The 12944-nt window shown below is 28.3% G+C and carries 13 protein-coding genes; 2 read left to right on the forward strand and 11 right to left on the reverse strand.

The features are described 5' to 3' along the window. Positions 1 to 49: 49 nt before the first annotated feature. The 5 genes from BW723_RS11900 to msrB form a co-directional block, all read right to left on the reverse strand. Positions 50 to 490 (reverse strand): hypothetical protein, encoded by a 441-nt coding sequence (locus BW723_RS11900; RefSeq protein WP_068364468.1) that lies wholly within the window; start codon positions 488 to 490, stop codon positions 50 to 52. 129 nt (positions 491 to 619) lie between these two features. Continuing rightward, entirely contained in the window at positions 620 to 2320 is a 1701-nt protein-coding gene (locus tag BW723_RS11905) for a serine hydrolase domain-containing protein (RefSeq protein WP_068364465.1), read from the reverse strand. A gap of 45 nt (positions 2321 to 2365) precedes the next feature. After that, positions 2366 to 3193, reverse strand: coding sequence for an AraC family transcriptional regulator (locus BW723_RS11910; RefSeq protein WP_068364462.1), 828 nt, complete (start codon positions 3191 to 3193; stop codon positions 2366 to 2368). A gap of 3 nt (positions 3194 to 3196) precedes the next feature. Then, positions 3197 to 3802: a hypothetical protein gene (locus BW723_RS11915; RefSeq protein WP_068364456.1), complete on the reverse strand. Its 606-nt coding sequence runs from the start codon at positions 3800 to 3802 to the stop codon at positions 3197 to 3199. Between the two features lie 101 nt (positions 3803 to 3903). Next, positions 3904 to 4386, reverse strand: coding sequence for a peptide-methionine (R)-S-oxide reductase MsrB (gene msrB / locus BW723_RS11920; RefSeq protein ID WP_068364454.1), 483 nt, complete (start codon positions 4384 to 4386; stop codon positions 3904 to 3906). Between the two features lie 211 nt (positions 4387 to 4597). Here msrB and BW723_RS11925 point away from each other — a divergent pair, with 211 nt between their 5' ends. Then, the gene (locus BW723_RS11925) at positions 4598 to 5413 is read left to right on the forward strand and encodes a M48 family metalloprotease (protein WP_068364451.1); all 816 of its coding nucleotides are present in this window, start codon (positions 4598 to 4600) and stop codon (positions 5411 to 5413) included. 77 nt (positions 5414 to 5490) lie between these two features. Further along, positions 5491 to 6786, forward strand: coding sequence for an MFS transporter (locus tag BW723_RS11930; protein ID WP_068364447.1), 1296 nt, complete (start codon positions 5491 to 5493; stop codon positions 6784 to 6786). A gap of 54 nt (positions 6787 to 6840) precedes the next feature. Here the strand turns inward: BW723_RS11930 and BW723_RS11935 are convergent, their stop codons facing one another. The 6 genes from BW723_RS11935 to purB form a co-directional block, all read right to left on the reverse strand. Then, on the reverse strand, positions 6841 to 7392 hold the full coding sequence (locus BW723_RS11935) for a type 1 periplasmic binding fold superfamily protein (protein ID WP_068365212.1): 552 nt from the start codon (positions 7390 to 7392) through the stop codon (positions 6841 to 6843). A 35-nt stretch (positions 7393 to 7427) separates the two neighbouring features. Continuing rightward, positions 7428 to 9833, reverse strand: coding sequence for a TonB-dependent receptor (locus BW723_RS11940; protein ID WP_068364445.1), 2406 nt, complete (start codon positions 9831 to 9833; stop codon positions 7428 to 7430). 36 nt (positions 9834 to 9869) lie between these two features. After that, positions 9870 to 10100 carry a hypothetical protein gene (locus BW723_RS11945; protein ID WP_068364443.1) on the reverse strand — a complete coding sequence of 77 codons (231 nt, stop codon included), beginning with the start codon at positions 10098 to 10100 and terminating at the stop codon, positions 9870 to 9872. 85 nt (positions 10101 to 10185) lie between these two features. Next, positions 10186 to 10956 (reverse strand): TerC family protein, encoded by a 771-nt coding sequence (locus tag BW723_RS11950; RefSeq protein WP_068364440.1) that lies wholly within the window; start codon positions 10954 to 10956, stop codon positions 10186 to 10188. Continuing rightward, positions 10957 to 11376, reverse strand: a complete 420-nt coding sequence (locus tag BW723_RS11955; protein WP_068364437.1) for a hypothetical protein — start codon at positions 11374 to 11376, stop codon at positions 10957 to 10959. Between the two features lie 30 nt (positions 11377 to 11406). Continuing rightward, a complete protein-coding gene (purB, locus tag BW723_RS11960) occupies positions 11407 to 12750 on the reverse strand; it encodes an adenylosuccinate lyase (protein WP_068364434.1) in 1344 nt (447 codons plus the stop codon). Between the last annotated feature and the right edge of the window lie 194 nt (positions 12751 to 12944).

Consider the following 12944-nt stretch of genomic DNA (forward strand, 5'->3'; position numbering starts at 1 on the left):
CGAAACACAAATATAAATATAACTGCTCTCTTATAAAAAATTAAAAGACTTATTCTCTTTTTAAAAGTAAACTAACAAAGAAATTGACCAAATGCACAAAGATGGATAATAGAAATAAGAAAAAAGAGAAGATTAAAACTGCTTCTAAGTTTAATATTCCTAAAAATTGATTCCCTTTTAATAAGCCGTTTTCATCTAGTCGTAAAACTGCATAAATAAAAGGGATTATGGCTAAAGTTTGTAGAATTATGTGCGAAATAGTCAGCCACTTTTTTGGGCATTTTTTAGCCCAATCTAAAGCCACATAATTTATACCAATCAAACTAAAATAAACAGCAGAAACATAACACCAAAAATCTACATTAATTAAATAATAGATATAAGTTATGTTAATATCAATTGGCACATTTCTTTTAATTAACCCAATAGTGATGTAAAGAGGTATTAACGCAAAAAAATATAAATAGGGTTTGTTGATTATTTTTTTCATCTAAAATGATTTTTGTAAAGTATCTAAATACGGATAAGTACTTTACAAAATTTTATAAACTTAAATGTATGAAAATTAATTAAAATACAATTTACCTTTAGGTTTTAAGTTGATTTAATCATTTTTAAATTACAATAGAGATGGTAAAATATACTCTTCAAATATTTTTTCTGGCTGTTTTGTTTTTCCGTTTCTGTAGTTACCAGATGTAATAACACAGACCAAATTTAATTCAGAAATCACAAAAATATACTGACCTCCATTACCTCTTGCTTCTACAGACTTTATTTTTTTACCTTTTACAGTATAAGTTTTGTGCCACCAAAAATACCCATATCCGTTTTTTTCTAAGGTATTAGTCAAGGGTAAATAATTTTGAAATGATTTATCTATCCAATTTTCAGATAAAACTCTTTTTCCTTCAAACTTACCTTTATTTAAATACAATTGTCCAAATTTTAGCATATCTCTAGGTGAAATATATATTCCGCCTCCAAAATAAGGTTTCCCTGTCATTTCTTTCTGAATTGTATAATTATGAATACCTAAAGGTTTAAATAATTTTTGATCCATATATAATGGTAATGGAAGAGGAGTGAGGTCAGTTAGAATTTCGCCTAATAAATACGGATTTGCAGAACCATAATTGGCTACAGCACCTGGTTTATGCATCATTGGTGCTTCTAAAACAGTTTTTAACCAATTTCTTGAGTTTTGATACGCTTGCTCAGAAGCTTTCGATTTTCTATCAATACCAAAATCAACAGCATCTAAACCAGAACTCATTGTTAGTAAATCTTTAATTTTAATGTCTTTCTTTAATGTGTCTTTGGTGTATTGATATTCTTCTGAAATATAATTGTATAATAAATCTGTATCGCCTTTAATAATTTTATCTTCTATTGCCAACCCAACAATTGCAGAAGTTATACTTTTTGATGCAGAGCGTTGATCGTGAAGAGTAGTATTCGAAAAACCATCAAAATAGTTCTCATAAATTATTTTTCCTTTTTTGGCAATTAATACACTATGTGTATTGATTAATTTCTTTTGATGAATACTATCTTCTAGTTTTTCTAAGAAAATATTTTTTTCTAGAGGATGTGTTTTCCAACCATCATCTAAATTTAAATTGTTGTTTTTTATATTGTTATAATTACCAAATTTCCATGGATTTTTTGATGGGTTTAAACGAACTTTTGTAAAAACATTATTCGCAATAAGTATTTCTAAATCGATAGTTTCTTTTAAAAGAGTGCCTTTAAAACCAATACCAGTTCTCATATCTTGAAAGGTAATTACATTGCCATTCTGTTTAGAATTACCAGCCCATGTACCTGCAAAACGTTGATCGCCAAAAAAAGGATAGGCATCAAAATTAGTACCATTTACATTTTCGATACTTAAAAATATGGAGTTAGAAAGAAGTTCATCCAACATAAAAATATTCCAATTACCTTGGTAAGAATTATTTTCTGCTTGAATTAATTTAATATGATAGAAATAAAGTCCTGAGCTTATAAAACCATCAATTTGATGCTTCTTTTTATCTAAAATTCCTGTAAAAGAAATAGTTTCATCAATCTTAATATTGATATAATTTTTAGTAGAAGATTTTACTTTTGTAGTAAATTTGAAGTTTTTGTTATGTAGTGAAAACTGGTATTCAGAATTACTGAGTAGATCCAAAGTAACAGAAAAATTAAAAGCATTTTTATCATTTAGTTTTCCTTCCCATTGTTTTTCATAATCTTTAATATTTGTTTGAGAATGAAGCTGGGTAAAAGAAAAAATGAATAAGCTAAAAAGAATTTTATAATAGGTTTTCAATACTGTTGATTTTAGTTTGCCTCAAAAATAAATACTTCGATTTTTTTAAAATTGTAATAAATTAACATCGCCTATTTTTTTTGATATTTTTAAAGGAGTTTGTCCATAAATCTTTTTTAAAGAAGTTATAAAATGGCTCTGATCATAAAAACCAGCTTCATAGCAAACTTCGGTCATAGAGAGTTTGTTTTTAGCAATTAATAATAAAGCTTTGTTTATTTTTTGAGTACGAATATAATTGCCAATTGTAGTCTTAAAATATTTAGGAAATTCTCTTGATAAATGTACAGGATGAATATTTAAAATAGTACTTAAAGCACTAAGAGAAGTGATGTTATTTTCTGATGAATGTAAAATTTCTTTAAGCTGTTTTACCCAATTTGGCTTTTGTTTTTCTGAGTTATGATGGTGGGTTTTTATATTGTTAAAAATATCAACCAAAAGCATATTTATAGCTAATTGACTGTTCTGATCTTTAATTTTACTTTCCAACAAAATGCAATTCATTTTTTGCTGTATTAAAGGATTTTTTAATTGCATACTACCTTCAAAATCAAAAGATTTAATATCATATAAATCAAACCAATTTGTATTCATTTCTATATGAAAACCTCTTGTATAAATATCTGGTTTTATATTATAATGTGCATCTTGCCAATTATGGAAAAGTAAACTTCCACTTTTTAGATAATAGTTTTCTTTCTTATTTTCTTCGTATAATTTGCCTTGTAATAAATATGTGAAATATGGATTTTCATGATAATGCCAATCTACCTTTGCGTGTGTGTATTTGGTATCTGTAATTAATAAATCATCAAACTGATTCTTATTGTAATGATTGCCAAAATATTCTCCTTTCAATAACTTTTTCATAAACTATTGATATAATTTTCTTTTTCGATACCCGACAATTAATCCCACTAAACCAATAATCGTCATTAATAAAAAAGCAAAAGAGATATATCTATTAAAAATGAAAACTTTAGTAATTATTGTAATTATAGCTAAAGAAATTCCTAAGGTAACCCAGAGTTTGTCGTTTTCTAATCTTTTTATGTTAGAATTTGTAGGTTTTTTATTGATGAGTATTTTAAGTGAATCCCAATCCCAATAAATTAAAAATAAGGAAGATAGTAACATTAAACCTGTAATAATGGGTGTTCCTCTAAAATCGTAAGAAATGGTAATTACAAAAACATTAGCAATAATGGGCAAAAATATAATTGCACCTAATTTTGCAAAACGTTGTGTAATTAAAAGTGTACCCGCAATACATTGAGCAATACCAATAAAATGCCAATATAAACCAGATTGATATAAAGTTTCAAAAAAATGCCAAGCTGAATTTATTGGGTTTTCTGCTCCGCTTTCTGCTGTAAAACGCAATCCTTGAATCTTTACTAAACTTGCAAAAATGAAAGCAAAACCAATTAAATAGCGCAAATAAATCACAAATAATTGTGGAAAGGTTTTTTGCTTCATCAAAAAGTTGGTTTATTAGTTTACTTATTTTGTAGACGATATATAACCAATTTTGTTACTCACATTAAATTTAAAACCTTTTGCTTTGTATTTATAAGTACTTAATTTTTAGCTACAAATTCTAAGGCTGCTCCATTTATACAATGACGTTTTCCTGTAGTTTCTGTAGGGCCATCATCAAAAGAATGCCCTAAATGACCACCACAAGTATTGCATTTTAGTTCGGTTCTTGCATAACCAATTTTGTAATCTACATCTAGTTCTACATTTTCTTTAATTGCTCTATCAAAAGAAGGCCAACCAGAACCAGAATCATATTTATGCTCAGATTTGTATAATGGTGTTTTACAAGCAGCACAAACAAAAGTTCCTTTTTTATGGTTATCATTTAACGGACTTGAAAAAGCTCTTTCTGTACCAGATTCTCTTAAAACATAATAAGCTAAAGGAGAAAGTAGTGTTTTCCATTCAGCATCTGTTTTATTAATTTTATAAGTTTTCTTTTTTTCTTCTGATGAGTTTTGGGCATTTCCTATACAACTTATCATCAGCATTAAAAGAATAAGACTTGCTACTTTTTTCATTTATTTTATTTAAAAATTAATTCTGGGTAAAATAATAATTTAATTGTTTCACTATCATTTTGGACGAAATCTTATGGTTTATCTTACAAATAATATTAAAAACTATTTTTTAGATTTAAATAGAATACTTAATTTTAAGGAAATAATTTAGTTATAAATGTGACTAAATTAGTATATAAGTGTCTTATAATAAGAACCAAAAAGTATAAAAATGAAAAAAATAATAGTTTTAGTAGTCGCAGTTTTTCTTTTTTCTGAATGTAGTACAGTGCCAATTACAGGAAGAAAACGTGTGAATTTTGTGAGTGATTCGCAAGTTTTACCTGCAAGTTTTGCACAATATAGTAGTTTTTTAGAAGAGAATAAATTGTCTACAAACAGAGTAATGTCTAATCAAATAAAAGATGTTGGTAAAAATATTTCTGCAGCTGTAGATCGTTTTATGAGAGCAAATAATATGGTTTCTGAAGCAAATTCTTATAAATGGGAGTTTAATTTAATAGAAGATAAAACTGTTAACGCTTGGTGTATGCCAGGTGGTAAAGTAGTTTTTTACACAGGTATAATGCCAATTTGTGATAATGAAAATGGGGTAGCAGCAGTTATGGGGCATGAGGTTGCACATGCGTTTGCAAAACACGGTCAAGAAAGAATGTCTCAAGGACAATTACAACAAATAGGTGGTTTAGCTGTTGCTTTGGGCACATCTGGTAAAGATGCAGAAAGTCAGCAAATTTGGAATACAGCTTTTGGTATAGGTTCTGGTTTAGGAATGTTAAAATTTAGTAGAGTACATGAACAAGAAGCAGATAGATTAGGTTTAGTTTTTATGATTATGGCTGGTTATGATGGTACAGAGGCAGCTGAAGTTTGGGTAAGAATGAGCGAAAAATCTGGAGGAGGATCTTCACCAGAAATTTTAAGTACACACCCATCTAACGCTTCTAGGATTCAAGATCTTAGAACTTATTTGCCTACTGCAAAAAAATATGCAGCTCAATACAATGCAAATGGAGTTATAAAATAAAATAGAAACAAATAGTTTCCCTATATTGTAGCCGTTCAAAATTTAATTTTGAACGGTTTTTTTATAAAATATATTTTATGTTAAAAATAGGAGATAAAAAATTAATAAACGCTTGGGCTTTTTATGATTGGGCAAACTCAGTATATTCTTTAGTAATTAGTACAGCAGTCTTCCCTTTGTATTATAGTGCAGTTACAGAAGGTGAAACTGTTACTTTTTTGGGTATGGAATGGGATCATCCAGATAGTTTATATAGTTATGCACTTTCTTTTTCTTTTTTGGTAGTTGCTTTTATTTCGCCAATATTATCTGGTATTGCAGATTATACAGGTAGCAAGAAAAAGTTTATGAAATTTTTCTGCTTTTTAGGAAGTTTATCTGTAATGAGTTTGTATTTTTTTGATGGATTAGATACAGTTTGGATTGGTATTGTTTTTACCATTTTAGCAAGTATAGGTTTTTGGGCAAGTTTGGTTTTTTACAATGCATATTTGCCAGAAGTAGCGCATCCTGAACAACAAGATAAGGCAAGTGCAAAAGGGTTTATATTTGGTTATATTGGTTCTATCATTTTACTAATTATCAATTTAATACTGATACAAAAACCAGATTGGTTTGGTATAGATTCTGGTATGGCTTCTAGAATTTCTTTTGTCATGGTTGGTTTGTGGTGGTTAAGTTTTGCGCAAATTACGTTTAAACGTTTACCTAATGATATGTATAATAAAAAGCCCGAAGAAGATTATATCTGGAAAGGGTTTAAAGAGTTAAAAATAGTAGCAAAAGAGATTGCAAATTATCCTACATTAAAAAAGTTTTTAATAGCTTTCTTTTTATTGAGTGTTGGTGTACAAACTATAATTCTCTTAGCTACTATTTTTGGTTCTACAGAATTAGGTTTAGCGACTATTGATTTAATTATTACAGTTTTATTAATTCAGGTTGTAGCAATTTTAGGAGCATTTTTATTCTCAAGATTATCAGGAAAAAAAGGAAACTTCTACGCATTAAAATTAACCATTGTAATTTGGATGGTGGTTTGTTTCTGTGCTTTTTTATTACACAAAGAATTACCAAATGTTTCTTTGTATTTTTATTCTTTAGGAGCTGTTTTAGGTTTGGTTTTAGGAGCTATACAATCTTTAACGCGTTCTACCTATTCTAAGTTGTTACCAGAAACAGAAGATCATGCTACTTATTTTAGCTTTTACGATGTTACAGAAAAAATAGCAATTGTACTAGGTACAGCTGTTTATGGAGTATTGTATGCCATTACAGATTCTATGCAATGGAGTGTTTTATGTTTGGCTTTCTTCTTTTTAGCAGCTTTACTAATTTTAAGTACTTTAAAGAAAACGAAATATGTGAGATAAAAAAAGTGCTGATAAACAGCACTTTTTTAAATATTTATAAGTTTTTCTTTTTTCTTATTGAACAGAAATTGCAAAAGTAACTTCTACATCTGTACTACCTCCTGCATTATCAGCATTATTATCATTTGGTTTTGTTGGTTCGTGCTTTAAAACAATTGTTAAAGTACCAACACCAGCATCTCCTGTTGTAAGTGTAGTTTCGATTCCAATTGGGTTTCCATCACCATCTTCATCTGTTTTTTCAATAGAAACTCCATTAATATTAGAAGAATAAAAGAATTCGTGCTCATCACCTTCATCTTTTACTTCAACAGTAATATCTTCAGCAGGGTCTTCTGTTGCGTTTAATAATTCAATAGCACCAATGTATGTAGTATTTGCAGTTAAACTACCAGAAACAGTGTAAGTTCCATCAGCACCACCTTCACCATCTAAATCTACAAATGATAGGGTAACAACATCATCTCCGTTAGTTAATGTATAGTTAACTGTTGTAATTAATTCTTCTTCGTGGTCGTGGTCATCATCATCATGGTCGTCATCAGAACAGCTAGAAAGTGTTAAAGCTGAAATAAATAATATTGCTAATAATTTGATTGTTTTCATTGTTGTTGTTTTTGAATTTTTCATAATTGAGTGTTCTAGTATTTTATTTTTATTTTAAAATTAAAATTCCTACCTAATTCATCAGCAAAATATCTTAATCTGTTTAAGTGTTCTCTGTAAGAAACATCAAACAAATTTTCGATATTAAATTCTAATTCTAAACTTCCTTTATTAAATGCCTTAAAAACGGCAGAAGTGTTTAAATTGAATAATGAATAAGCAGGTGGTGTAGAACTAATGTCTACAAATACATCTTCTTGCGCAATAGCATTAAATGTATAAAAATTGTAATCTGGGTATCGTTTTTGTTGTAAAACCGATTTATGTGTTAAACTAATTTTTAGATTGTTTAACGCATTGTTTGTATAAGAAATACGATTACTAAAATTGGTAGCAGGCATATGTATTAAAGGAATATCATCTGAAATATTATTACCTCGTAATAAACTTAAGCTTCCTTTATAATCGAACTTGCTGTTAATTTTTTTGTTTACGTCTAAATCAACTCCAAAAATCTGTGCATTAATCTGGTTGTATTGCCAAACAGGAAATGCGCCTCTAATTGTTGTTGTAATTCCTACAGGTATTAATTGAATATAATTACGAATATGTTTAAAATATGGGCTAACAGAAAATCCGAAATCATCTGAATTTTTCTCTAAAGAAATGGCAAATTTATTAGCAGTTTCTTTTTCCATAGTTAATAAACCTATTTCTATTCTAGCTGCACTATGATGCAAACCATCACTAAATAATTCTGACGGATTTGGCACTCGCGAGGCTAAACCATAATTCACTAATAAAGACAAATTATTATCAAATTGCTTAGCTAAACCTAAACTTGTAGAAATATTATGATAAGAAAAATTCGGATTTGTAGGAATGTCTGTTCCATCAACATCACCAGTTTCAAATTCAGGGAATAATTCGTCGTAGTTATACGTTTCGCGCCAATCTGTAACATTATATTCTTTTTGGGCATCTATTCTAGAAAAATCATAACGAACTCCTGCACTTACCTTAGTAGACTCGTTAATATCGTAATTTCCTATAATGTAAGTACCAAAATCATATTTGTCGTAATCAGGAATTAAAGGACTTGTGCCTGTGCCAGCGACTGCATCATTTTGCTGATAACGTGCTAAAATACCAGTGTTAATTTTTAAATTATCTGAATAATCTATTTGTAAATCTGTTTGTAAACTATTTGTAAATAATCGTAAATCTATTACAGGAGTATTACTTAAATCTCCTCTTCGTAAATCAAATTCTTTACGTCTATTAATTTGAAAATCGTATTGAACAGTTAATTTTCCAAAACCTTTAAAACGTTTATAGGCTTCTATTTTTCCTAAATGATGTAAAATAGATTGTTTTGGAAAAGTAATATCATAAGAAAAGTCTTCAATAACTCTTGGTTCTTGGCTGTTTATAGCGTTAACGAGATCATTTACATTACCAATATGTGAGGATTGTAAAATGGCAAATTCATTATCTACATAACTATAATAAGCGTCAAAACCTTTTTCAAAACTATTGTAACCAAATCTAAACGATGCATTTTTACTAATGGTTCCACTATTTGTAAGGTAATAATCGGGTGCTTTAAAATCTCCAAACTGTTTGTAATTCATCTGAATTTTTCCATAAAAACCAGATTCGTATGTTTTTACAATTTCTGAATTTATATTACCACCTAAACCGTTTGAATTAAATGAAACTAAGGTGCTCCCAAAAAGGCTATCTTTAATAGCGTATTTTTTAGGTTTAATTAGTATCATACCTCCAATAGCATCACTACCATACTTTAACGTATTTGCACCTTTTATAACTTCAATACTGTTATTTGCATTAATGTCTATATTTGGTGCGTGTTCATCTCCCCATTCTTGGTCAAACATTCTTACATTATTGTTAATAATCAAGAGTCTGCTACTGTGTAAACCGTGAATCATTGGTTTTACAATAGTGTTACCTGTGTTTAATGAAGATACTCCACTTACGTTTTTTAAAGCATCACCTAAAGACTTGTCAGAATATTCTTCTAATACATTTTTTTTGATAGATTGCTCAATACTAGTAGCTTCTGTTTTAAAATTTGTTTTTACAACTACCTCATTTAGTTCTTCTAAATGATGCTCTAACAAAATTTCTTTATATAAATTTTGATTGATGGTAATGGTCAAATTTTTAGTTTCACAAGCTATATGCTGTACTTCGATTACCAATTCTCCTTTGCATAAATTTTTAAACTGAAACTCACCTTTATGATTTGTAGAGGTATATTTGTTTAAATTTTTTATGTGAACAGATGCACCAAAAATTGGTGTATTGTTATGGAAATCAGTAATTTTCCCTTTAAGAGTAAAGGTGCAATCTTGCGCCATTGTATTTGTGGTAAGACAAATAGCAATAACACAATAACAAAATAATTTTATCATTGTTTATTCTTAAGATTTAAATTAATAGCGTTTAATTTAAACCGATAAAGGTGGCCCTCTTAAAGAAAATGATAATTGATGATGATTTTTTAAGTAATAATATTGCTCGCTATTAAAATCAATAATAATAGCTTCTGAAAGTATGTTAGGTAAATCTAGAGTTAATAAAGCAGTACTATGCTTTATTAAATGTACTTTACAATCAATATCTTTTTTATGTACATGTTGCTCAATTTTAGAATTACAAACAGCGTGTTCGTGATTCATAAAATCGTGTATTGAATCAAGTACTAATGGTAATAAGAATATTACTAGTAAAACAATACCTATATGTTTTTTTATATTCTTGATATTAATTGTTCTTTTTACGTGCTTTTAAATTTAGCATTTCTACACCTAACGAAAATGCGATTGCAAAGTACAAATAACCTTTAGGAATAGCACCTACAGTTTTGTTAAAAAATTTAGTGTGCGATAAATGTGCACCTTCTGTAATTAGCATAAACCCAATTAAAATAAGAAAAGAAAGTGCTAACATTTGTATTGTTGGGTTTCTGTTTACAAATTTATTGATGGGTTGAGAGAAAATCATCATAATAATAATCGAAACAATTACAGCAATTATCATAATAATTAATGCGCCATCAATTCCGTTTGTCATACCAACAGCAGTAAGAATACTATCAAAAGAAAAAACAATATCAATTAAAATAATTTGAATAATTACACTTTTAAAAGAAATTACTTTTGGTGAATTTATAACCTGCTCTTCATTGGTATGTTCTACTTTTTCTCTTATTTCTTTGGTGCTTTTATATAATAAAAATATTCCTCCTAAAAATAAGATAAGGCTTTGCCCAGTTAAGCCTGTTTTAAACCAACTAATATCAACAATATAAAAAGGATCTTTTAAAGCAATTAAATAAGACACGCTAAAAAGCAATGCAATTCTAGTTATCATTGCTAAAGCTAAACCTAATAATGTGGCTTTTTTAACTTGGTTTTCTGGTAATTTATTAGCGGAAATAGATATGAAAATTATATTATCTATACCTAAAATAATCTCTAAAAAAGTAAGTGTTAGCAAAGAAACCCAAGTTTCTGCTTGTAAAAATATTTCCATTTATTTTACTTTAATTACTGTACCAGATTTTTTAAATTTAGAGAAACCAATTTTAACTGTAAAATCGTAAGAGTTTTCTCTAAATTTATTAATTTGAATGTACATAGGATCTTTTTGTAAACTATTTTTTGGGTTGATATACTTTAAAGTATAAAAGAAATTATTTTTCCATTCAATAGATAAAGTATCAATCTGATCTCCATATTTACTAATCTGAATGCTATCTTTTCTGATAATTGTTTCTTTTACAAAATCTTTACCAGCAGGAATTTCGAAAACACCTTCTTTAAATCGATTAGAACTGTCTTTAAAAGATGGTTTACACGATAAAAAGAAAATAGAAGTGGTTATAAATAGAAAAAACAATAAGCTTTTTTTATTGATTAAATTATAGAAATGTACAGATCTATTTTCTTTCATCGTGTTTTCTTTATCTTATATTTTAAAAACTTATATTCCTGTGTAATTACTTGGTGTAATTGCTTTTAATTCTGCTTTAATTTCATCAGAAACTTCTAATGTATCAATAAAATTAGCAATAGAATTTTGATTGATTTTCTCGTTTGTTCTCGTTAATCCTTTTAAAGCTTCATAAGGATTAGGATACGCTTCTCTTCTTAAAATTGTTTGAATAGCCTCGGCAACAACTGCCCAGTTATTTTCTAAATCTTGCTCAAATTTTTCTTTGTTTAGCAATAATTTATTTAAACCTTTTAAGGTTGATGTAAACGCAATAATTGTATGACCAAAAGGTACACCAACATTACGTAAAACAGTACTATCTGTTAAATCTCTTTGTAAACGAGAAACAGGTAATTTTGCAGAAAGGTGTTCAAAAATTGCATTTGCAATTCCTAAATTTCCTTCAGAATTTTCAAAATCAATAGGATTTACTTTGTGTGGCATAGCAGAAGAACCAACTTCGCCAGCTTTAATTTTCTGTTTAAAATAATCCATAGAAACATAGGTCCAGAAATCTCTGTCTAAATCTATGATAATTGTGTTGATACGTTTTAAAGTATCAAACAAAGCAGCCATATGATCGTAATGTTCTATTTGTGTTGTTGGAAAAGAGTGTTGTAAACCTAATTTTTCTTGTACAAAATCAGTTCCAAAAGTTTTCCAATCAATAGAAGAATATGCCACTTTATGTGCGTTAAAATTACCAGTTGCTCCACCAAATTTGGCAGCACTTGGTATATCATTCAGTAAATTAAATTGTTCTTTTAAACGAGTAACAAAAACATCTACTTCTTTACCCAATCTTGTTGGCGATGCTGGTTGTCCATGCGTTCTTGCCAACATAGAAATGTCTTTCCATTCAATTACTAATTCTTGTAATTTTTCTACAACTTCAAAATAATGAGGCACAAAAACATCGTTCATTGCTTCTTTAATAGATAAAGGAATTGCAGTGTTATTAATGTCTTGTGATGTTAATCCAAAATGGATAAACTCTTTATCTTTTTGTAAACCTAAAGCATCGAATTTTTCTTTGATAAAATACTCAACCGCTTTTACATCGTGATTAGTAATTTTCTCAATATCTTTTATTTTTTGAGCATCTTCTGCAGTAAAATCTGTATAAATTTTACGTAAATCACTAAATAAATCAGTATTAAAATCTGCTAATTGAGGCAAAGGAACTTCGCACAAAGCAATAAAATATTCAATTTCTACACGAACTCTATACTTTATTAGAGCTTCTTCAGAAAAATAATTAGCTAATTTTGATATTTTACCTCTGTAACGTCCATCAATAGGAGAGATGGCATTTAATTGTGATAATTCCATTTTTTAGTTCTGTTGTTAACTGCAAAAATAGGTATTTCAGCAGATTTATACTGTTTTTTTAGACACGAATTTATCTAATTTCACAAAAATAAAATCTTCAAATATAAACTTTTAATAAGCTACAAATTCACAATTTTTTCTTTTTTCAAGTTGATGATATTTTTAAGTGATAAATTTCTCAAAGATTCTAAATA

Source organism: Polaribacter reichenbachii (assembly GCF_001975665.1).
In the GTDB taxonomy this organism is placed as follows: domain Bacteria; phylum Bacteroidota; class Bacteroidia; order Flavobacteriales; family Flavobacteriaceae; genus Polaribacter; species Polaribacter reichenbachii.

What these genes read in the sequence shown, in the direction of transcription:
- BW723_RS11900 (WP_068364468.1), bottom strand. Translation starts at nt 490, where the DNA reads ATGAAAAAAATAATCAACAAACCCTATTTATATTTTTTTGCGTTAATA.
- BW723_RS11910 (WP_068364462.1), bottom strand. Translation starts at nt 3,193, where the DNA reads ATGAAAAAGTTATTGAAAGGAGAATATTTTGGCAATCATTACAATAAG.
- BW723_RS11915 (WP_068364456.1), bottom strand. Translation starts at nt 3,802, where the DNA reads ATGAAGCAAAAAACCTTTCCACAATTATTTGTGATTTATTTGCGCTAT.
- msrB (WP_068364454.1), bottom strand. Translation starts at nt 4,386, where the DNA reads ATGAAAAAAGTAGCAAGTCTTATTCTTTTAATGCTGATGATAAGTTGT.
- BW723_RS11925 (WP_068364451.1), top strand. Translation starts at nt 4,598, where the DNA reads ATGAAAAAAATAATAGTTTTAGTAGTCGCAGTTTTTCTTTTTTCTGAA.
- BW723_RS11930 (WP_068364447.1), top strand. Translation starts at nt 5,491, where the DNA reads ATGTTAAAAATAGGAGATAAAAAATTAATAAACGCTTGGGCTTTTTAT.
- BW723_RS11935 (WP_068365212.1), bottom strand. Translation starts at nt 7,392, where the DNA reads ATGAAAACAATCAAATTATTAGCAATATTATTTATTTCAGCTTTAACA.
- BW723_RS11940 (WP_068364445.1), bottom strand. Translation starts at nt 9,833, where the DNA reads ATGATAAAATTATTTTGTTATTGTGTTATTGCTATTTGTCTTACCACA.
- BW723_RS11945 (WP_068364443.1), bottom strand. Translation starts at nt 10,100, where the DNA reads ATGAATCACGAACACGCTGTTTGTAATTCTAAAATTGAGCAACATGTA.
- BW723_RS11950 (WP_068364440.1), bottom strand. Translation starts at nt 10,956, where the DNA reads ATGGAAATATTTTTACAAGCAGAAACTTGGGTTTCTTTGCTAACACTT.
- BW723_RS11955 (WP_068364437.1), bottom strand. Translation starts at nt 11,376, where the DNA reads ATGAAAGAAAATAGATCTGTACATTTCTATAATTTAATCAATAAAAAA.
- purB (WP_068364434.1), bottom strand. Translation starts at nt 12,750, where the DNA reads ATGGAATTATCACAATTAAATGCCATCTCTCCTATTGATGGACGTTAC.